The organism is Chitinophaga sp., assembly GCF_036566945.1.
GTDB lineage: Bacteria > Bacteroidota > Bacteroidia > Chitinophagales > Chitinophagaceae > Chitinophaga.
The window spans coordinates 1-7,442 of the sequence record NZ_DATCVJ010000655.1 but is presented as its reverse complement, the minus strand read 5'-3'; the positions used below and the strand labels follow the sequence as shown (position 1 = coordinate 7,442).

Sequence of the window (7,442 nt, the reverse complement as noted above, 5' to 3'; positions counted from 1 at the left end):
TAATTTCTTTATCATAAAAGTCGGTTATGCCATTAAAACGCGGTAGCGGGAAACAAAATTGACGCCATAAAACTAATTGATTACCATATTTGCTTATAATTAATTGTAAATCAGTGGTTGTCAGCATGTTGCAACATGGATTCGACGCGTGACTAAATGATTACATTTATTTAAAACGTGTTTCCTTCATTCTCGCTAGGTTTTCGTACCTTTGCGCCTTCTTTTTGTAGCTATTAGCGTAAATTTTGTTAATGGCTGATAGCTAAAGACTTAAGTATATGAACATTCGTAATATCGCAATTATTGCACACGTAGACCATGGTAAAACTACTTTGGTTGACAAAATCCTTCATCAGGCTAATGTATTCCGGGCTAACCAGGAATCAGGAGAGCTGATCATGGATAGTAACGATCTTGAAAGAGAACGTGGTATCACCATCTTCAGTAAGAACGCTTCTATTGAATACAAGGGAACCAAAATCAATGTGATCGATACTCCAGGCCACGCCGACTTCGGTGGTGAAGTGGAAAGAGTATTGAAAATGGCTGATGGTGTTATCTTGTTAGTAGATGCTTTTGAAGGACCTATGCCGCAGACACGTTTTGTGTTGCAGAAAGCCTTACAGCTGAACTTGAAGCCGATTGTTGTTATCAACAAGGTTGATAAAGCAAACTGTCGTCCTGACGAAGTACACGATGCAGTTTTTGAGTTGTTCTTCAACCTGGACGCTACAGAAGATCAATTGAACTTCCCGACATTTTATGGCTCTGGTAAAAATGGCTGGTTCAACAGTTCATTAGAACAGAGTGAAGATATTTCCCCGCTGATGGATGGTATCCTGCAGTATGTGCCGGAACCTAAAACACCAGAAGGCAATCTGCAGATGCAGATCACTTCCCTGGATTATTCTTCTTTCCTTGGCCGTATCGCTGTAGGTAAAGTAGCACGTGCTTCCATCGAAGAAGGTCAGTGGATTACTTTAATGCAAACAGATGGTACCAGCAAAAAGCAGAAAGTGCGTGAGCTGTATATCTTCGAAGCATTAGGTAAAAGAAAAGTAACTAAAGTATTCGCCGGTGATATTTGCGCGGTGGTTGGTATTGAAGGTTTCAACATTGGTGATACTATCGCTGATGCTGAAGAGCCGGAAGCATTACCTATCATCAGTGTAGATGAGCCTACCATGAACATGTTGTTTGGTATTAACAACTCTCCGTTCTTTGGTAAAGATGGTAAGTTTGTTACTTCCCGTCACCTGCGTGATCGCTTAATGAAAGAAACTGAAAAGAACCTGGCACTGCGTGTAATGGATTCTGACAGTGCTGATAGCTTCATGGTATATGGTCGTGGTATCCTGCACTTAGGTGTATTGATTGAAACGATGCGTCGTGAAGGTTACGAGTTAACTGTTGGTCAGCCACAGGTAATTGTTAAACACGTAGATGGTAAAAAATGCGAACCGTACGAAACCCTGGTGGTAGACGTTCCGCAGGATTTTGCCAGCAAGGTAATTGATCTGGTAACCCGTCGTAAAGGTGAGATGCTGATCATGGAAACCAAGGGTGAAATGCAACACCTGGAATTTGAAATTCCTTCCCGTGGTTTGATTGGTTTGCGTACACAAATGCTGACTGCAACTGCAGGTGAAGCGGTAATGGCGCACAGATTTAATGATTACAAAGCATGGAAAGGTGCTATCCCAGGCCGTAACAACGGTGTGCTGATCGCGAAAGAAGCTGGTACTACTACTGGTTACTCTCTCGATAAGTTGCAGGATAGAGGATCTTTCTTCGTTGATCCGGGAGAAGAAGTGTACAAGGGTATGATCATTGGTGAAACCAACAAACCAGGTGACCTGGTGGTGAATCCAAACGAAGGAAAGAAACTGACCAACATGCGTGCAAGCGGAACAGATGGTGCGGCTAACATTGCGCCTAAAATTCTGATGACACTGGAAGAATGTATGGAGTATATTCAGCACGATGAGTGTATTGAAGTTACACCGAACTTCATCCGTATGCGTAAGGTTATTCTGGATGAAGAAGAACGTAAGAGAACAGCTAAGAGCATGAAAGCGGAAGCTTAATTGCCTTTGTAAGATAGCTAGTGAAAAAAGAAAAACCCGCTCCGGTAATCGGAGCGGGTTTTTCTTTTTCGGGGTTAAGGGTCAAAAAAATCCCCGCCCAGGACAAGGCAGGGATGTGCATACTAACCCAATGCTTACTAAAACTAAAACTAACTTCTATGTATATCTTAAATAGTAAGATCTAATTCAATTCTTTGGTAACTTTCAATAGCAGCTTTCAAAAGCGACTATTCAACAGCGCAGCGTCATCATTTCAAAATCGCCACCCAATAGCGACTTTCAAACACGATTCCTACAGTGATGTTCCTTAAGCAGCATCCTGCTTTTCCTGAATTTTCACTTTAATCTTCGCTTCGATTTCTGCTGCCAGCTCAGGATTGTCGTTCAGCAGTTGTTTCACAGCATCACGGCCCTGGCCTAATTTATTGGTATCATAGCTGAACCAGCTACCACTTTTCTGGATCACACCATATTCAACACCCATGTCAATGACCTCACCCATTTTAGAAATACCCATACCATAAATGATATCGAATTCTGCCTGGCGGAATGGAGGGGCAACTTTATTTTTCACCACTTTCACTTTCACACGGTTACCAATGGCTTCGTCACCATCTTTTATCTGACTCATACGGCGTATGTCCAGTCTTACAGATGCGTAGAATTTCAACGCATTACCACCGGTGGTCGTTTCAGGATTACCAAACATAACACCTATCTTTTCACGTAACTGGTTAATAAATATGCAGCAACAATTCGTTTTAGAAATGGTGGCCGTTAATTTACGCAGTGCCTGTGACATCAAACGGGCTTGTAATCCCATTTTGCTTTCACCCATTTCACCTTCCAGCTCACTCTTTGGTACCAGTGCTGCAACGGAGTCAATTACCACTACGTCTACTGCTCCGGAAAGAATCAGACGGTCTGCAATTTCCAGCGCCTGCTCACCATGATCCGGTTGTGATATTAACAGGGAATCAACGTCAACTCCCAGTCTTCTTGCATAGCTGCTGTCAAAAGCATGCTCCGCATCTATAATGGCACATATGCCACCTTTTTTCTGTGCTTCGGCAATTGTATGTATGGCAATAGTTGTTTTACCGGAAGACTCAGGTCCATATATCTCAATAATTCTTCCTTTCGGTAAACCACCAATTCCAAGTGCAATATCAAGACCCAGAGAACCCGTAGAAATAACCTCCATCGGGGCTTCTGCTTTTTCACCCATCATCATCACAGATCCCTTACCGAAATCTTTCTCAATCTTGTCCATTGTGAGGCGCAGGGCCTTCAGTTTTTCTGCATTGGCTGTAGACATATCATTAATGTTTTTACAAATTTAAAAGATAGCTGATCACAATTAGAAAGCATATTAATTGGATTGCTAAGTTATGATCTAATTTTTTATTTTCCTAAAATTTTTAGCAATTTCTTTCAAATGCTAAATAAACTAGTAATCTCTTCCAGGCTGTTATTATTACTCCGTTCAACCAGGCCATATCCGGATTCTTACCTTTTAAAAGGGTAAGCCCCAATGGCATAACAAAGATGCGCTCTCATTACGCATTGAATGTGCGTAATAACAAACATCCAAAAAAAATTATGACGTTACGAAAACGAGAATTCTACTGCATTTTTAAAAAGCGTAGTTATACGCTTGAGTATCAGCATAGAATGTTTGACTTTTGTATTGTCAAGTTTAGTTGTTGAAGTTAATCCCCTACTGTTTGTTATGATTGTTTGTTAGCCTGCCTTGTGGCCTTGCATCCAATGTGTGTAAAAGATAAGGTGAAGTGGTCCAGGTTAAACCCCAAAATTTTTTTATCGCCATTCTATATGTTGTTCCCCCCTGTTCATTGTATGGCTAATACCATCAGTGAACAGGGAATGGAATGGTGGAATGCCGCTTATCTTACTAAGATCCAGCAAGCTGCCAGCTGCGAAACAATCCCAATCAGGAAACCAATATAAATCTCACGCGGAGTATGTGCTTCCAGCACCATGCGGGCAGTAGCCACGATTCCGGCTACAAAAAAAGTAATCAGTAAGGGGACAGACACATTCATATGCATACCCCACATCAACGACAATAGAAATCCGATCACACCTCCCCAGCCTACCGTGTGCATGCTGGTTTTAATAAAATTATTGGAGACAAAAGCAATGGAAATACTCAGAAAAACGCCCAGGAAAAAAGCGGTGTAGAACTTTGGCGCCCGGCCTTCCTGCAAAAAAGTATAAAACGCCCAGAAGTAATACGTGATCATTGCTACATAAGGAATGATCCGGTCACGCTGGGTCTTCATATATATGGAGGAAACAAATTTCAGCGCTTTGGCCAGCAACATGGTCAGCACCGGAAACCCTATACTGATAATAGCTACCCTGAAATAAAGCATGTCGAAAGCAAAACGTTTGCTCAGCGACTTAAACGCTACCATATATTCAGGAATGGACTGTAGCACCAAAAACGTTACCAGCAGCGGAATGAACAGCGGATGAGTAAGATAGGAAATGATTTGTGCCAGTGATCTCATCACAGGTGAAAACTCCGGCGCTGTATGTGAATTTCCGTTCCGGTCTAAAACAGCTTGTTCTTGCATGGTATGGTTTCTTATAATTCTTTACGTAAACGGGCTACCGGTATATTCAGCTGCTCCCTGTATTTGGCCACCGTACGGCGGGCAATATTGTATCCTTTATCCTGCAACATCTTCGTCAGATTTTCATCACTCAGCGGCTTGCGTTTGTTTTCTGCCTCTATAAGATCAGATAAAATCTTTTTCACCTCCCTCGTAGATACTTCCTCTCCACTATCGGTAGATAGGGACTCAGAGAAGAAAAATTTCAGTTTAAAGGTGCCGAATTCAGTTTGTACATACTTACTGTTTGCCACGCGGCTTACGGTAGAAATATCCAGTTGTGTACGATCCGCGATATCTTTCAGGATCATAGGCTTCATCGTGGTTTCATCTCCCGTAAGGAAAAATTCGCGTTGATAATCCATGATAGATTCCATGGTAGACAGTAAAGTATGCTGTCGCTGCTTAATGGCGTCTATAAACCATTTGGCGGCATCAATTTTTTGCTTGATAAATAATACCGCTTCTTTCTGACGCTTATCCTTTTTATCGCCACGGTCATATTCCTTTAGCATTTCACGGTAACCGCCGGAAATACGCAGATCCGGTGCATTGCGCGAATTAAGCGTCAGCTCCAGTTTGCCGGCATTATTCAATATAAAGAAGTCTGGCAACACATAGCTTTCTGCTTTATTCAGCGTGGCAAAATTGCCACCTGGTTTAGGCGTCAGCTTAATAATCTGTGTGATGGCTTCTTTCAGACCTTCGTCTGTAAGACCCAGTGCCTTTTGTATCTTCTCGTAATGCTTCTTTGTAAATTCATCAAAGTAGTTCTCCAGGATGAGATACGCATTATGTACGCCTGGATCATCCTGTGCTTTACGCTTTAACTGCAACAGTAAACACTCTTTCAGATCAGTAGCGCAAACGCCCGCCGGATCAAAGTCCTGGATCTTTTTGATCAGGGCATTGATTTCTTCTTCTGTGGTATCAATATTTTGGGAAAAGGAGAGATCATCTACCATAGAGCTGATTTCCCTGCGCAGATATCCGTCATCATCAATGCTGCCAATAATATGTTCGGCAATGGCATTCTGATGGTCGTCCAGTTCCAGCATACCCAGCTGGCTTAACAAATGCTCGTGGAAGGAAGTCTCCACCCGGATAGGAATAGTTTTATTGCTCTCATCAGGATCCGGATAATTATCATCACGCAGCTTGTAATCCGCTACATCATCATCTCCCTCACTTACATATTCAGAAATATCTATGTTGTCGTATTCATTTTCACTGCCATCTGGTTCAAATTCATCCTCTTCGGCAGGTGTTTCAAATTCTTCCTGCTCCTTGAACTCATCTTCACCGGCTTCTTCACCATATTCCAATGCCGGATTCTCTTCCAGTTCTTCTTTAATCCTTTCTTCCAGATTGACAGTAGGTACCTGCAGCAATTTCATGAGCTGAATTTGCTGTGGTGAAAGCTTCTGTAATAACTTTTGCTGTTGTGTCTGCTTTAACATAATTGTTTCCCAGAGGACAAAATTAATAAGTATAAGGTTAACTAAGCAGTTAGCTATCAGCTTTTAGCTTTTAGCAAATGCAGCGGAGATCAACATATTATCATCTTTGCTGCATTGGCTAAAAGCTAATGGCTAACTGCTAAAAGCTTTACAGGTCCAATTCCAATTGCTCCGGCAACAGCCTGAATGTTTTCCGGTGATAAGGCGTATCGCCAAATTCCCTGATCGCATCACGGTGTTGCTTCGTCGGGTAACCTTTATTCACATTCCATCCAAAATGAGGATATGTGGCATGTAACTGCTGCATATATTCATCCCGATAGGTTTTTGCCAGAATGGAAGCTGCTGCAATGGAAGCATATATGCCATCGCCCTGAATGATACAGGCGTGTGGCGTAGTGCCATATGCATAAAAGCGGTTACCATCTACCAGTATGAACTCCGGTTGTTGCTGTAGCTTTTCCAATGCCAGATGCATGGCCTTGAAAGAAGCTTTCAGTATATTTATCTTGTCTATTTCTACATTATCCACACTTGCCACGGCATAGCAAATTGCTTTTTTCTCGATCACTACCCGCAGTTTATCCCGGTCGGCCGGCTTCATCTGCTTGGAGTCATTCAGCAATGAATGCCTGAATTTTTTAGGCAGAATAACTGCTGCCGCAAACACAGGACCCGCCAGGCATCCTCTTCCGGCTTCATCGCAGCCGGCTTCTGTTAATAATTCCTGATGATAAGAAAGTAGCAAATCCTAATATATTAAGCCGGGTAAAATTACAAGATTAATGTACAAGGAACAAGGATTACAGAATTTTGAAGCCATACCGCAGTATTCTCCTAATCCTTCTTAAACAGATCCTTGAAGTCCTGTTTGAAATCTGTCCACTCCTTATCAGATTTTTTCATCAGCTGATCGGCCGCTGCACGGGTGCTGTCCCAGGTCTCTGCACTACTGTTTTTTACATCTTCCAGCTTTTTATTCATCTGCACTTTCAACGCTTCCAGTTTTTTACGGGCCGCCTCACTTTTTTCATCGCCGTCTTTCTTTAACTCCGTAGTAGTCTGGTCTATTTCTTTAATTCTTTCGCGGATGGCATCCTCGGCCTGCTTCTTTTGCTCAGACAAGTAATCACCGGTATTGCTGGCGGCAGACTTTAAATCCTCACCGGCTTTCTGCAAATCATCTTTTGCATCCTCTTTTTTTTCCTGCTGAGTGCTACTCTCATTGCAGGCAAAGAAGGCGGCAATGCCTA

At 42.4% G+C, this 7,442-nt stretch carries 6 protein-coding genes; 1 reads left to right on the top strand and 5 read right to left on the bottom strand.

The genetic code is table 11. The features are described from left to right. Window positions 1-278 precede the first annotated feature (278 nt). Complete coding sequence (gene typA / locus VIP81_RS19950) at window positions 279-2,087, top strand: translational GTPase TypA (RefSeq protein ID WP_331965205.1); 1,809 nt, start codon at window positions 279-281, stop codon at window positions 2,085-2,087. A 307-nt stretch (window positions 2,088-2,394) separates the two neighbouring features. Here typA and recA read toward each other — a convergent pair whose 3' ends face one another. From recA to VIP81_RS19925, 5 genes are all read right to left on the bottom strand, one after another. Next, on the bottom strand, window positions 2,395-3,405 hold the full coding sequence (gene recA / locus VIP81_RS19945) for a recombinase RecA (RefSeq protein WP_331965202.1): 1,011 nt from the start codon (window positions 3,403-3,405) through the stop codon (window positions 2,395-2,397). A gap of 589 nt (window positions 3,406-3,994) precedes the next feature. Next, window positions 3,995-4,690 carry a hypothetical protein gene (locus tag VIP81_RS19940; protein ID WP_331965199.1) on the bottom strand — a complete coding sequence of 232 codons (696 nt, stop codon included), beginning with the start codon at window positions 4,688-4,690 and terminating at the stop codon, window positions 3,995-3,997. Between the two features lie 11 nt (window positions 4,691-4,701). Beyond that, complete coding sequence (rpoN, locus tag VIP81_RS19935) at window positions 4,702-6,126, bottom strand: RNA polymerase factor sigma-54 (protein ID WP_414649352.1); 1,425 nt, start codon at window positions 6,124-6,126, stop codon at window positions 4,702-4,704. 211 nt (window positions 6,127-6,337) lie between these two features. Next, window positions 6,338-6,937 (bottom strand): ribonuclease HII, encoded by a 600-nt coding sequence (locus VIP81_RS19930; RefSeq protein WP_331965193.1) that lies wholly within the window; start codon window positions 6,935-6,937, stop codon window positions 6,338-6,340. 89 nt (window positions 6,938-7,026) lie between these two features. Beyond that, the coding region (locus tag VIP81_RS19925; protein ID WP_331965190.1) for a hypothetical protein at window positions 7,027-7,442 on the bottom strand (416 nt) is incomplete at its 5' end.